This window comes from Longimonas haloalkaliphila (assembly GCF_055379825.1).
Window position 1 is genome coordinate 600001 of sequence record NZ_AP043948.1, and the last position, 12987, is coordinate 612987.

Below are 12987 nucleotides of genomic sequence, written 5' to 3' on the forward strand. Positions count from 1 at the left end.
GAGGACCGAAGTGGACGAACCGCTGGTGTACCAGTTGCGTCGCCAGGCGCATCGCTGGGTAGCTATGTTCGGAAGGGATAAGCGCTGAAAGCATCTAAGCACTAAGCCCCCCGTGAGATTAGGTTTCCCCAATAGGTCGTTCGAGATTAGAACGTGGATAGGCAGCAGGTGTACGCATGGCAACATGTTTAGCCGAGCTGTACTAATTACCTATAAGGCTTGACCTTGCTATTTTTCACACACCATCGTCTGTGTGATTGCTCTACTGGCAATACGCGAAAAACATTATATTAATTGCAGTGCGTTACGCATTGCCCCAGGTTTCCTGGTGACTACAGCGCAGGTGAAACACCTCTTCCCATCCCGAACAGAGAAGTTAAGCCCTGCAGCGCCGATGGTACTGCCCTCAGGCGGAAGAGTAGGTCGTTGCCAGGATCTCTTTCAAAAAGCCTCGTCACATTTTTGTGGCGAGGCTTTTTTTGTTTTATCCCTCAACTCTATTACTATACGCAAACATATCATTCTGAATCATTGTCATTACAAAGATCAACTCAGATAATCACCGCTCAGTGCGAATAATCAAAACAACAGATAGCGTCTATTTCAAAAGCGCTCTCCCTTTCTTACATTAGTGCAAACGCCTCTTTTTCAATCTGACGTGTCGCTATGTCTATCCCCAACGATCAGGCACCTACGTCTCTTGCAAGTTCTCCGCAGGTGACCTCCAAATTAGCTATCGAACATGGTCTAACAGAAGAAGAGTACGGATGGATCATTGACCATCTCGGACGTACGCCGACGTTCGTAGAACTGGGAATCTACTCCGTTATGTGGAGCGAACACTGCTCATATAAAAATTCGCTCGCTTTGCTTAAGACGCTTCCTAACGAAGGACCAGAACTCCTCGTGGCTGCGGGAGAGGAGAACGCGGGACTAATCGATATCGGTGATGGCATTGGAGTGGCCTTCAAAGTCGAAAGTCATAACCACCCCTCCGCCGTTGCTCCCTACCAGGGAGCAGCAACAGGCGTCGGAGGGATTCACCGCGACATATTCACGATGGGAGCACGCCCGATCGCAGCACTGAATTCCTTACGCTTCGGCTCTCTCGAAAATGATCGCGTGCGCTACCTGCTCGATGGCGTCGTGCGTGGCATCGGTGATTACGGAAATTCATTTGGGGTGCCGACCGTAGCCGGCGATGTGTACTTCGACGATGCCTACGAGGGTAACCCGCTGGTTAATGCGATGAGCGTCGGTATCGTTAAAGAAGATGCAATCGCCTCAGCATCCCCTAAAAATGAAGGCAGTGCCGTTTATATCGTTGGGGCCTCAACCGGGCGCGACGGGATCCATGGAGCGACCTTTGCATCAGAAGAGATCTCCGAAGAGAGTGAAGACAAACGTCCAAGCGTTCAGGTAGGCGACCCTTTCACAGAAAAACTACTGCTCGAAGCTACTCTTGAAGCGATCGGAGCAGGTGTTGTCGAGGCGATCCAAGATATGGGCGCAGCAGGTATTACAAGCTCATCTTTTGAGATGAGTGCGTCGGGCGAGTGTGGAATGGAATTGCACCTCGACCGCGTACCAGTACGCGAGGAAAAAATGACACCTTACGAGATCATGCTCTCCGAAAGCCAGGAACGCATGCTGGTCGTATGTGATCCCACCGATGCCGACGAACTCATCCGCATCTACAACAAGTGGGACCTTCACGCGGAACGAATTGGCACAGTTGCTGAAGGTACCAGTGTGCGACTCTATTGGCATGACGAACTTGTGGCAAACCTTGATGCAAGCCACCTCGATTCCGGAAGCGGCGCTCCAGTGTACGACCGAGAAACTGAACAGCCTGCATACCTTGAGACAACCCAAGCCTTTGATGCTGAGGAGATTACCGATTGCACGCCGGATACAGCAACCAAGACTCTCACTGATCTGCTTGCTGCGCCCAATATCACATCTAAAGAGTGGGTGTTTGAGCAGTATGATACAATGGTGCGCACCAACACGGTTATTGGACCCGGACCCAGTGATGCCGCAGTAGTTCGTATCAAAGGAACGAACCGGGGGCTGGCACTGAAAACCGATTGCAATGGTCGCTATGTTTATCTGAATCCGCGCAAAGGAGCGCAGATTGCTGTGTGCGAGTCTGCTCGAAACGTCGTCTGTGCTGGTGGCCGCCCCGTTGCAATTACGAACTGCCTGAACTTCGGAAATCCTTACAAGCCGGATGTATACTGGACGTTCGCTGAAGCAATTGCTGGTATGAGCGACGCCTGCACAGCGCTGGGTACGCCGGTTACAGGTGGGAATGTATCGTTCTACAACGAACACCCTGAGGGGGCCGTCTATCCAACACCGACGATCGGTATGGTTGGACGCGTCGATGACCTCCATACACAGCCGACAACCGCAGCGGTTGGAGCACCCGGCGACCAGGTGTTCATGCTTCATCCGGAAGAACAGGCATTTCCGAATGATATTGATGGATCAGAATATCTTGCAACAATCCATGACACGATTGCTGGCGATGCGCCTCGACTGGTCCTTGACGAAGAAGTGGCCGTGCAGCACGCGATGCAGACGCTAATCCGGACCGGGCACGTACGCCACGCTCACGATATATCTGATGGAGGTCTCGCAGTCTGTCTCGCAGAGTCTGCACTACACGGAAACTGCGGAATCGACATGACTCTAAACGTGCCATCAGCCGCCCGGGCCGATGCTGTTCTGTTCGGGGAAGCCCAATCGCGTATTGTCTTCTCAGTCGCCCAAGAGCGGGTAAACGAAGTGGGAACTCTACTTGAAGACGAGGAAGGCATTGCCGCTACGGCTATTGGAACAGTCGGGGGCGAGAAGCTTCGCATCGGATGGGGGGATACAACATGGATTGAAGCTGATCTCACAACGCTCCGCGCTGCATACGAAAATACAATCCCCTCCTATATGGGTATTAAACAGCGCGCTGCAGCATAAGCCTGGAAAAGTAACCAGCCTGCCTTTGCGGACGGTCTGCATAGCTACCAGAAAAGACAGTACGAACTGCGAACTGTACTACCATCCGCGCATATTATAAATGCAAATAAGGCCGTAGATGTAATACAATGCACATGGCCTCTACAAAGCGCATGAAGCCGACAACTGTTCGGCTCCCCCTGCGTTCTACCGTACAGTACTATTTTACGCTCCAGCTTTACTTTGACTATGGATATGCCTTCCTCCAACGGACAGACGCCCGATCTCTCAGCTTTCGAAGGCATCAACGCGTCTGATGCAGAGATGCGCGATGTGGTAATTATTGGCACTGGCCCGGCAGGCTGGACAGCCGCGCTGTACACGGCCCGAGCAAGCCTTAATCCTCTCGTGTTTATGGGACCGGAGCCGGGAGGACAGCTCACCACGACAACCGACGTCGAAAACTACCCGGGCTATCCCAAAGGCGTCATGGGGCCCGACATGATGCAGGATTTCCAGGCCCAGGCCGAGAAGTTCGGGGCCGAATCGCGCTATGGGATGGTAACTGACGTTGACTTCACTGAGCGGCCCTACCGTCTCCTTATTGATGAGGAGACGATTATCCACGCGCAAACGGTTATTATCGCCACAGGGGCTTCGGCCCGCTATCTTGGACTGGAGAACGAACAGCGCTTGCTCGGACACGGCGTCTCGGCGTGCGCCACGTGCGACGGGGCCTTCTTCCGCGACGAAACGGTGGCGGTAGTCGGTGGTGGCGATAGCGCCATGGAAGAAGCAATCTTCCTCACCAAGTTTGCCAAGGAAGTGCGCGTCATCCACCGCCGTGATGAACTGCGTGCATCCCAGATTATGCAGGAACGTGCCTTCGACAACGACAAGATCACCTTCGTGTGGGATACCGAAGTCGTCGATGTGCTTGGCGAAGATCAGGTAACGGGTATCGAGGTCATTAACAACAACACCGAAGAAACGTACATCATGGACGACGTGACGGGGCTTTTCCTGGCGATTGGCCATACGCCCAACACGGAGCCGTTTAAAGGCTGGCTCGACATGGACGACAGCGACTACATCGAAACACAGCCCGACTCTACCTACACCAACATTCCGGGCGTATTTGCCTGCGGCGATGCGCAAGACCACGTCTATCGCCAGGCCGTCACGGCTGCAGGCACAGGCTGCATGGCGGCTATCGATGCGGAGCGGTGGCTCTCTGAGCACGGCGTGATCGACGAACCCCGTACCGCGACCGAATACCATGCTGCTCCAGCCACAACCTCTGAACAGTAAGACAATGGTATTATAGTTGCGCAAGCCACGTAGGGCTACACGTTTTTACTCATCAACCAGATAACGACCTGTGATTCATTCGCGCTCCTTTGGAGCTTTGTGCGTAATGGTCTGCTGCAGCCTGCTTCTGGTCTGGGCCGGCTGTGAATCTTCTGATTCCGACGCGCCCACACCGCCCGCTACCGAAAACCACGCCTCGGCGCCTGACTCTGCCATCACCACTGACACGGCAACGACGTCGACTCCTACAGGCGAGCGCTCGCTTGATGAGCGTCTGTATGACCTCTCACTGGCTGCGGAGGTCAAGAAGGCCCTGGCGCGCGACCGAGAGCTGAGAGCCTACAATTTTGAGCCGACCGTAGAGCGGGGTACTGTACTACTAAAGGGGGATGTGAGTACGAGAGACGAGCACGAGCGGGCTGCTGAGGTCGTGGCGAGTCTGCAATCCGTAGAGGCCGTCACGAATTCGGTGACCGTTGTTGGACAGCCCGTCCTTGCAGAGGCTGGAGAAAACCGCCGCACGGGTAGCGGATCTACCCACGTCGTGCAATCCGGTGAAACGCTCTGGGGAATTGCCCGCTCCCACCAATCCTCCATCGACAATATCCGTCAGCACAACAATTTGACCGATGGACGCCTGCAACCCGGCCAAGAAATCGAAATTCCGTCGCCGTAATAGGGCCCACCTCTTCACACCAGATCTCCAGAAATGAACAAGGGACGCAGCGATGCTGCGTCCTTTTTTTTGTTGTCACAAGACTATATTCCTCAAGCGCCTTGCATAAACAGTCACACTCCCTTATCATCTCAATATGTATCAGTTTTCAGTTATCGTTGAAAATGTAAAATAGATATGTGCGTCTGTCAAGGTACTGGCAGCAATCAATCTCATGTCACTATAGAACCTACAATTGTAGCTATCAACGTACGTATCCTACTTAATTCTCAATCATAATTCGAGTGTCCGTAGAATCAAAAACATGTAGCATATGGCATCGCAGCGCTATATGCCGCACAGTTCTTATAACCAGACTATTATGCGCTATCTCTCTCTACTTCTTTGTTCGCTGTTTCTTATCAATGTATCTGTTGCCCAAACCCCAGATCAAGAATGGACACTCAACGACACCTTTTACATCACCGCTATCGACATTGATAGTGAAGGACGTATCTATGCAAACGATATTGAAGCGCACCAAATCCATATTTTCGACAAGAACGGGACGCACGTTCGTTCAATAGGTGATCAGGGTCAGGGGCCAGGTGAGTTCATGCAGCCCCTACGCGCAGTAATAGCTCCAGACGAACAACAGTTTGCCGTTCGCGACTGGCGAAACAGGGTAGGCTTTTTTACGCGTGAAGGCGAATACGAAAGTTCTTTTGTCATGACAGGACTTGTTCCGACCAAAGACATTGCCTTCAAAAATGACTCGCTTCTGGTCCTTGGTAGTTTTGAACCAAAAACGCTCTCTTCTGGCAAAACCATGCATTACTTTACAAAGGATGGGGAAAAGGTAAAATCGTTTTTCCCGATGCATGAACAAGCGCAAGAACTTAATATAACTGTATGGGCTGATGCGTCCTTCGCAATTGGACCGGATAATCGGATGCACGCACTGCAGCCAGGATATTACAGCATTAGCATCTTCTCACCAGACGGAGAATTAGAGCGCGAGATACCCGTATCCCCACTTCCTGAGCACCTCAATCTTCCTGATGAACCGCAACCCGATGGTCAAAATCAGGAAGAACTCCAAGAGTGGCTGGACACATATGACACCCCGCGATCAATTTACATGGTAACTCCTGACATATTGGCTGTCACAATCCAAGAAGGAGACCGGTCTGCCGGAGAAAGCACAATGATAGATCTTATCGAAGCTGATACGGGACAACTATTGGGGAGCTTGCGCCTTCCGGGTTTCGTTGCGCATGCTGACTATAATAAGGGTTTGCTCTACGCTGCGGAAGCAAACGAAGATGAGGCGTCCACCACGCTTCGGTCATACTCCATAGATGAGTTGATGAGTGCAGCGGAGTGAGACAGTGGTTGTGCTTAAACTGAAATAGGACTTGTACCAGACCCGCTCACGCTCGAAACAGATTCCGAAGCAGGAAAAACACATTCTCCTTGCGCTCGCGCAAGCGCCGGTAGAAGTACGGAAACCACTCCGTACCGTACGGTATGTACACCATCATATTGTATCCATCGGCGGCGATGGCACGCTGGGTCTCGGGGCGCAGCCCATACAGCATCTGAAACTCGAACTGATCGTGTGAGATGTCCTCCTCCGCAGCGAACACCTTCGTAGCACGGATGAGCGAGTCGTCGTGTGTGGCAATGCCCGAGTACGGCGTGTGCTTCAGCAGGCGCTGCATGTAATCCGTAAACCGCGCGCGAATCACGTCCATGTCCTGGTACGCTACCGTTTCCGGTTCGCCATACGCGCCCTTGCATAGACGGACACTCACCCCCAACTCACACATCCGGTCGATGTCGCGGTCCGTGCGCTTCAGCATTGCCTGCAACACCGGACCAATATGATCTGGGAAGTCCGCGTGCATCGTCTCAAAGATCGACAGCGTCGAACCCGTCAGGTCGCTGTCCTCCATGTCCAGCCGCACAAACATGTCATGCTTCACGGCTACCTCCATCAGCGCGCGCAGATTTTTCAGGCAGAAATCCTCGTCGATGAGTTGCCCCAGCATCGACAGCTTAATCGAGATGCGGTTGCGGCGATCTTCAGGCGTAATGGCATCCAACGTACGCACCAGGTCGATGTACGCATCGCGCGACTGAAGGGCGACATCACGGTCGTGCACGTGCTCGCCGAGTAAGTCGAGCGCCACATGCAAACCGTCATCATTTGAACTGCGCACCGCCGGGAGTGCATTGTCGAGTGTCTCACCCGCTACGAAGCGACGGGCCAAGAAAAAGGGAAGTCTCATTGGGTAAGAAGTTGAAAGCGCTTTTGCTAACACACTAAACATAGGCGCTAACACACTGACAAGTTGACCCGTGCGTTGAAAAAGCGGTTCGAAATACACATATCGTTGCGTAAGGGTCGACTCGCATCGTTACGCTACGAGTACAGGGGGATGCAAATGGCTGTTGTCCGTCGGTACGATGGTCTCTGCCGCCGCTGATTTCTGTCCAATCGATACGCCACATGGCCACGCGTATGTCTCACGCCTCACCTACATGGATTGCCGGGGTGGATGCCTGTACATCCGGCTGGTTCGTCGTTCTTGAAGAGATCCACACCGGTGTGCACCGCCATCGCATTGTAGACCACGCGGCAGCGCTGCTTCGCCTCCCCGAACAGCCTGTGTACCTTGGCATCGATATGATTATCGGACTGCCCGATGCCGCTCGTTCGGGCGGACGTGCATGCGACCGGGCGGCGCGCAACCTGCTCGGGTGGCCGCGCTCCAGCAGTGTGTTCTCGCCGCCTTGCCGCAGCGCCCTGCAGGCGACCACCTACGACGAAGCCAATGCTGCGAGCCGCGCCAGCCACCCTGACCATGTCGGGCTCACCAAGCAAGCGTACAACCTGTTTCCTAAAATCCGCGGGCTCGATACTCTTCTCACGCCGAAACGACAGCAACGGATACGCGAGGTCCATCCAGAGTGCAGCTTTTACGCGCTCAACGATAGCACCCCCGTCGCTGCATCCAAACACACTGACGAAGGCCAGCGCTCTCGCATCCACCTGTTACACCAGGCGGGATTCGAGGCGCTCGATGCGGCCCTGAAGCACTACCCTCGCGCCAACGCGACCCCTGACGACATCCTGGATGCGCATGCGGCCTGCTACACGGCGCGTCGCATGCACGCAGGCACGGCCGAGCGCCTCCCCGAAACCGAACCGGTCCCCGTCGACGCTACCGGACTGCGCATGGAGATCTGGCGGTAGTTTTTCAATTCGGGGGAATCCCATCCTCCCAGGCACCAATACGAAGAACCACCATCCATCCAACTGCACGCATCAATCCAACGTCGTAATGTCCACATCCATTGCTGACCTGCGCGAGAACTACACCAAGGCGACACTATCTCGAAAAGATGTGTCTGCCGACCCCATCGTCCAGTTTCGCAGCTGGCTCGATGCCGCGATCGATGCCGATTTGCCTGAGCCCAACGCCATGACGCTGGCTACGGCCGACAAGCAGGGCCGCCCGGCCTCGCGCATCGTGCTCCTAAAGGAGCTTGACGAAGGGTTTGTCTTCTACACAAACTACACCAGTCAGAAAGGGCAGGCCCTTCAGGCTAACCCGCATGCGGCACTCACTTTCTGGTGGGAGCCGATGGAGCGGCAGGTGCGCGTTCAGGGACGTGCCGAACGCATCGCTGCAGAGCAGTCAGATGCGTACTTTGCCAGGCGTCCACGAACCAGCCAGCTTGGGGCGTGGACCTCTCCGCAGAGTAGCGTTATCGACGACCGCGAGGTGCTCAACGATAACTGGGAGCAGGTCAAGGAGCGATTCGGTGAAGAGGGTGAGGTGCCGCGTCCGTCCCACTGGGGCGGTATCCGGGTTGTGCCCCACACGGTTGAGTTCTGGCAGGGGCGTCCGAGCCGCCTGCACGACCGCCTGCGCTATCGCCACACCGATACCGGGCGCTGGACAATCGAACGCCTGGCGCCGTAAGAAACAGGCCAGGTGCACGGCAATGGCATGTTGCCGTTCATATGTTGCCGTTCATGTGTCGCCGGTAGAGACGCTGGATTCCAACGTCTCTACCGTTGGGTTGTCAGGAAACGTTATCAATCCCAACAATCCGCAAATGTGGTTGGGCACGATCACGAACGCATCCAACCGAACATGACCAAAACAGTCAGGAATGGCGGCCCAAAATGCATGGGTAACGCACTCTACCTGCGACAATCCCATTCGTTGTGTCCGGAATTGCATGGAGTATGCGCATATCCCTGTAAGCATGCTTCCTGAATACCACTCCCGACACACGATATGCCACTCCGAAAGACGATTCGACTGGGCCCGGTGTACATCTGTATCGACGCCAACGGCATGAGTTGGGGCGTTGGGCGTCCGCCACGCGGTCCGCGTGGCCGCCGTTCGCGCACCAACACACGCACCAAAAAAAGATGGATGCGCAAAGCGTGGCGCTGGTACCAAAACCGGTCGTAGCGCCCAACAGGTCACCCAATGGGCTTGACCCTTTCAGCTCGTAACAACAGCCGTGTACTCGTGGCACCATACGCCGTGCCGTTTGCGCAAGACACCTTTTTATGTGTATGATGTGTGTACGCTGTTCATACACCAACCGCTTCTGCATGTGCGTATGCCTGCCTGGATACGATCTGTTCTGCTTCTTACCATCGCACTTGGGCTCGCCACGAGCACAACTTACGCCCAGGATGCACCTCTACCATCTGAAGAAGAGGCGGATGCACCGTTTGTTCGGCATCCGGCCCTGCATCCCGACGGAGAAACCGTCGCGTTCTCGTTCCAGGGCGATCTATGGACGGTAGCGGCGTCGGGGGGACGTGCGCTGCGCATGACGGTCCACGAGGCCTATGCCTCAAACCCTACCTGGAGCCCCGACGGAGCCCAGATTGCTTTTTCAAGCAATCGGTACGGCGGCGACGATGTGTACGTGGTGGATGCCGAAGACGGGCGTCTGGAGCGCCTCACGTTCTACTCGGGGACCGACGCGCTCAGCCAGTGGGCCCCCACCGACGATTTGCTTTTCACAACCCGGCGTGCCTATGCGCAGGTCGAGCGCGAATCCGAAATCTACCGGATATCTGCTGAAGGCGGTGTGCCCGTGCGGCATCTTGACGCATTGGGATACGCACCAGCAATGTCGCCCGATGAGCGCTTCGTTGTGTTCGAACGGGGTAGCAACAACACCTCTCGGAAAAGATACCGCGGCCCCGCAGCCAAGCAACTCTGGCTCTACGACGCCGACGCTGAATCCTACACGCAGCTAACCACATTCGACGGTAACGACTATGGGGCAGTGTGGACCGGCCCGCGCACGCTGCATTTTATCAGTGAGCGAGGTGGTACGTACAACGTGCATCGTATGGAGCTGAGCGACAACGGGCGTCCGGAAGACATCACTGCAGTAACCACGTACGACGATGGCGACGGCGTGCGCCACCTGTCGGCCAGCGCCGACGGATCGGTGCTTGCGTTTGAGCGGCATACCGACATCTATGTGTTCGACACCGAAGCAAGCACATCGGCAGAGCGGCTCGACATCCGCGTGCCACGCGACAAGCGCTTCGATCCGGTAGCGCGCGAAACGTTCACCCGGCAGGCGTCCGACGTAGCCGTATCCCCCGATGAAGCGTACATTGCGTTTGCTGTGCGCGGACGCATCTTTCTGATGCGCAACAGCGACGAGAGTACGCATACCGTACAGCTGACAACCGAAGCCGCACACGCCCGCGACCTGCAGTGGCTCGACGATGCGACGCTGCTGTTCGTTTCTGACCAGGCCGGAATATACAACATCCACCGCCTCCGCTCTGGCGATGCAGAGACCGACGATCTGTTCGATGCGCTCGCCTACGACATCACGCCGCTCACTGCTACCGATGCGGAAGAGCGCAGCCTAATGCTCTCGCCCGACGGAACGCAGCTGGCGTTTCACCGAGGCGCAGCGCACTACGGGGCCAAATCGCTGGTAGTGGCAGACATCACCGACGACCAGACGCTCGGCAACGAACGCGTACTTCACGAAGGGTGGAACGAAGCCAGCGGTGTCGCCTGGAGTCCCGATAGCCAGTGGCTGGCCTATTCGCTGCCGGACCTTGACTATAACTACGAGGTCTACATCCACGCTGCCGACGACAGCCAGGACCCGGTCAACGTAACGCAGCACCCCAAGCGCGACCACAGTCCCACATGGAGCCCCGACGGCACCAAGCTCGGCTTTGTGTCGGGGCGAAGCGGCAATAACGACGACATCTGGTTTGTCTGGCTACGTGAAGAGGACTGGCAGAAAACACAGCGCGACTGGGACGAGAACGCGCCGCAGCGTCCGGGCGAACGTAATACGGGCGATGAGGAGGCAGCAGAAGACGACGATTCCAACGACGCTGCTCCGGAGCCGGTCGAGATTGACTTCGACAGCATCCATGAGCGGCTTGTGCGGGTAACGACGTTTCCCACGAACGAGGCCAATCCGATCATTGGAGCCGATGGTAACACCTTCTTCTTCGTGGCCGGGCGTGGCGGACGGGGCACTACGCACCAGACTGACGTAGACCTGCATCGCATCCAGTGGGATGGAAGTGAGCAAGAAGCCCTCACGCAGGGCGGGCTGGCTCCGTCGGACGTGCAGTTGGGGCCCGACCAGCAGCATCTCTTCTTCCGCCACTCGGGCGGACAGGTTGCCCGCGTGGGCGTTGAGGGCAGTGTAGACCAGTTGTCATTTCAGGCGCGTATGGAAGTCGACTATCCGGCCGAGCGTGCACAGATCTTTGATGAGCTATGGCGCGTCATCGACCAGGGCTTCTACGACCCCGGCTTCCATGGCGCCGACTGGGAAGCCCTGCGCGACAGGTACCGCCCGTGGGCGCTGCGTGCTTCTACGTCGCGCGACTTTCAGGATGCGGTGAATCTCATGCTTGGTGAGACCAACGCCAGCCACATGGGCTTCTTTGGTCTCGACCGGTCCGACACGCAGTCGGAGCAGACCGGATTGCTGGGCGTGGAGTGGGCCCCGGCCGAAACCGGTCTGGAGGTGACACGCGTTGTGCCGCATAGCCCCGCCGATCGTGGGGTGAGCCGCTTGCACGTCGGAGACGTCGTTACCGCAATCAACGGCACCGAACTTACCGGATCTACAAATCCGTATCAACTGCTTAATGACACGGTGCATGATCTCGTTTTGCTCACGATAGAAGGGGCCGACGGAGAGACACGGAACGTTCGCATCCGCCCGACCGGAAGTCTGCGGAGCGAACTCTATCAGGAGTGGGTCGCCACGCGCGACGAGCTGGCGCGCGAGTACTCCGACGGGCAGCTGGGTTACCTACACGTGCAAGGCATGAACTGGCCGAGTTTTGAGCGCTTTGAACGCGAACTCTTCGCCAGTGGCCACGATAAAGACGGGCTGATCATCGACGTGCGTTACAACGGGGGCGGCTGGACCACCGACTACCTGCTTACGACACTTAAAGTGCAGCAGCACGCGTACACCGTGCCGCGTGGCGCAACCGACAATCTGGAAGCCAGCCATCCCGAGTTTCGCGATCACTACCCGTTTGGAGAGCGCCTGCCCTACGCAGCCTGGACAAAGCCTGCGGGGACGCTCATCAACCAGAATAGCTACTCCAACGCTGAGATCTTTGCGCATGCCTTTCAGTCGCTCGGCATGGGACCGCTTGTTGGTACGCCAACCTTTGGCGCTGTTATTTCTACGGGAGGCGTGAGCCTGCTCGATGGGTCGTTCGTGCGTATGCCCTTCCGTGCCTGGTATGTGCGCGAAACGGGGCAGAACATGGAGCTGGGCCCGGCCACGCCCGATCATCGCATCGACAACCCTCCGAATGCACGGGCACAGGGTGAAGACCCGCAGCTGCGCCGCATGGTCGAAACGATGCTTGACTCGATGCAAGAAAGGGAGGAGTAGCCTACTGGCGTTAGGGAACCGTTAATCGCTGTTTGTGTGCATATCGGATGATGCGGCTCGGTTGCCGCACCAAAACTACCGCTCTCCGCTCATCAACGCATTGTTGT

Annotated in this window: 9 protein-coding genes and 2 rRNA genes (1 of these 11 only partly in view); 10 read left to right on the forward strand and 1 reads right to left on the reverse strand. The window is 56.1% G+C overall.

Annotated elements, in window-relative coordinates; all coding sequences use genetic code 11:
* The 6 genes from ACZ48V_RS02350 to ACZ48V_RS02375 all read left to right on the forward strand — a co-directional run.
* Window positions 1-227 (forward strand): 23S ribosomal RNA (locus ACZ48V_RS02350); it begins 2716 nt to the left of the window's first position.
* Between the two features lie 97 nt (window positions 228-324).
* Window positions 325-435, forward strand: a 5S ribosomal RNA gene (gene rrf / locus ACZ48V_RS02355).
* Between the two features lie 231 nt (window positions 436-666).
* Window positions 667-2979, forward strand: coding sequence for a phosphoribosylformylglycinamidine synthase subunit PurL (gene purL, locus ACZ48V_RS02360; protein ID WP_464541228.1), 2313 nt, complete (start codon window positions 667-669; stop codon window positions 2977-2979).
* Between the two features lie 234 nt (window positions 2980-3213).
* Window positions 3214-4269, forward strand: coding sequence for a thioredoxin-disulfide reductase (gene trxB / locus ACZ48V_RS02365; RefSeq protein ID WP_464543085.1), 1056 nt, complete (start codon window positions 3214-3216; stop codon window positions 4267-4269).
* Between the two features lie 70 nt (window positions 4270-4339).
* Complete coding sequence (locus ACZ48V_RS02370; protein WP_464541230.1) at window positions 4340-4945, forward strand: LysM peptidoglycan-binding domain-containing protein; 606 nt, start codon at window positions 4340-4342, stop codon at window positions 4943-4945.
* A gap of 361 nt (window positions 4946-5306) precedes the next feature.
* Entirely contained in the window at window positions 5307-6311 is a 1005-nt protein-coding gene (locus tag ACZ48V_RS02375; RefSeq protein WP_464541232.1) for a 6-bladed beta-propeller, read from the forward strand.
* A gap of 46 nt (window positions 6312-6357) precedes the next feature.
* Here the strand turns inward: ACZ48V_RS02375 and ACZ48V_RS02380 are convergent, their stop codons facing one another.
* Complete coding sequence (locus ACZ48V_RS02380) at window positions 6358-7218, reverse strand: proline dehydrogenase family protein (protein WP_464541234.1); 861 nt, start codon at window positions 7216-7218, stop codon at window positions 6358-6360.
* A 233-nt stretch (window positions 7219-7451) separates the two neighbouring features.
* Between ACZ48V_RS02380 and ACZ48V_RS02385 the strand changes: the two genes are divergently transcribed.
* The 4 genes from ACZ48V_RS02385 to ACZ48V_RS02400 all read left to right on the forward strand — a co-directional run bounded on the left by ACZ48V_RS02385 (window position 7452) and on the right by ACZ48V_RS02400 (window position 12880).
* Window positions 7452-8186 carry a DUF429 domain-containing protein gene (locus ACZ48V_RS02385; protein WP_464541236.1) on the forward strand — a complete coding sequence of 245 codons (735 nt, stop codon included), beginning with the start codon at window positions 7452-7454 and terminating at the stop codon, window positions 8184-8186.
* An 88-nt stretch (window positions 8187-8274) separates the two neighbouring features.
* A complete protein-coding gene (gene pdxH, locus ACZ48V_RS02390; RefSeq protein WP_464541238.1) occupies window positions 8275-8919 on the forward strand; it encodes a pyridoxamine 5'-phosphate oxidase in 645 nt (214 codons plus the stop codon).
* Window positions 8920-9240: 321 nt separating this feature from the next.
* A complete protein-coding gene (locus tag ACZ48V_RS02395; RefSeq protein WP_464541240.1) occupies window positions 9241-9420 on the forward strand; it encodes a hypothetical protein in 180 nt (59 codons plus the stop codon).
* Between the two features lie 154 nt (window positions 9421-9574).
* The gene (locus ACZ48V_RS02400) at window positions 9575-12880 is read left to right on the forward strand and encodes a S41 family peptidase (RefSeq protein WP_464541242.1); all 3306 of its coding nucleotides are present in this window, start codon (window positions 9575-9577) and stop codon (window positions 12878-12880) included.
* The last annotated feature ends 107 nt before the right edge of the window (window positions 12881-12987 follow it).

Bases quoted from the DNA above. Each gene is read 5' to 3' on its own strand.
- purL (WP_464541228.1), top strand. From the start codon at position 667: ATGTCTATCCCCAACGATCAGGCACCTACGTCTCTTGCAAGTTCTCCG.
- trxB (WP_464543085.1), top strand. From the start codon at position 3,214: ATGCCTTCCTCCAACGGACAGACGCCCGATCTCTCAGCTTTCGAAGGC.
- ACZ48V_RS02375 (WP_464541232.1), top strand. From the start codon at position 5,307: ATGCGCTATCTCTCTCTACTTCTTTGTTCGCTGTTTCTTATCAATGTA.
- ACZ48V_RS02380 (WP_464541234.1), bottom strand. From the start codon at position 7,218: ATGAGACTTCCCTTTTTCTTGGCCCGTCGCTTCGTAGCGGGTGAGACA.
- ACZ48V_RS02385 (WP_464541236.1), top strand. From the start codon at position 7,452: ATGTCTCACGCCTCACCTACATGGATTGCCGGGGTGGATGCCTGTACA.
- pdxH (WP_464541238.1), top strand. From the start codon at position 8,275: ATGTCCACATCCATTGCTGACCTGCGCGAGAACTACACCAAGGCGACA.
- ACZ48V_RS02395 (WP_464541240.1), top strand. From the start codon at position 9,241: ATGCCACTCCGAAAGACGATTCGACTGGGCCCGGTGTACATCTGTATC.
- ACZ48V_RS02400 (WP_464541242.1), top strand. From the start codon at position 9,575: ATGCCTGCCTGGATACGATCTGTTCTGCTTCTTACCATCGCACTTGGG.